This window comes from Acidovorax sp. Q11 (genome assembly GCF_054950075.1).
Genome location: NZ_JBUDZG010000123.1, coordinates 1 through 273 on the forward strand (window position 1 = coordinate 1; position 273 = coordinate 273).

Consider the following 273-nt stretch of genomic DNA (forward strand, 5'->3'; position numbering starts at 1 on the left):
AGGTCACTGCCTGGCAGACGCGCCCGCTTGAGCCCATGTACCCCGTCGTGTTCTTCGACGCGCTGCGGGTCAAGATCCGCGAGGACGCTGTCGTTCGCTCCAAGGCCGTGTACCTGGCTTTGGGCGTACTGCCCGATGGCAGCCGTGACATCCTGGGTATCTGGATCGAAAACACCGAGGGAGCCAAGTTCTGGATGAAGGTCTTCAACGACCTGAAGACGCGCGGAGTCCATGACATCCTGATCGCCGTGACCGATGGCCTCAAGGGCATGC

At 61.5% G+C, this 273-nt stretch carries 1 protein-coding gene; it reads left to right on the forward strand.

From position 1 onward, the window contains the following. Nucleotides 1-273, forward strand: a 273-nt coding sequence (locus ACYZGB_RS22960) for a transposase (RefSeq protein ID WP_462391295.1), incomplete at both ends; no start/stop codon positions are given.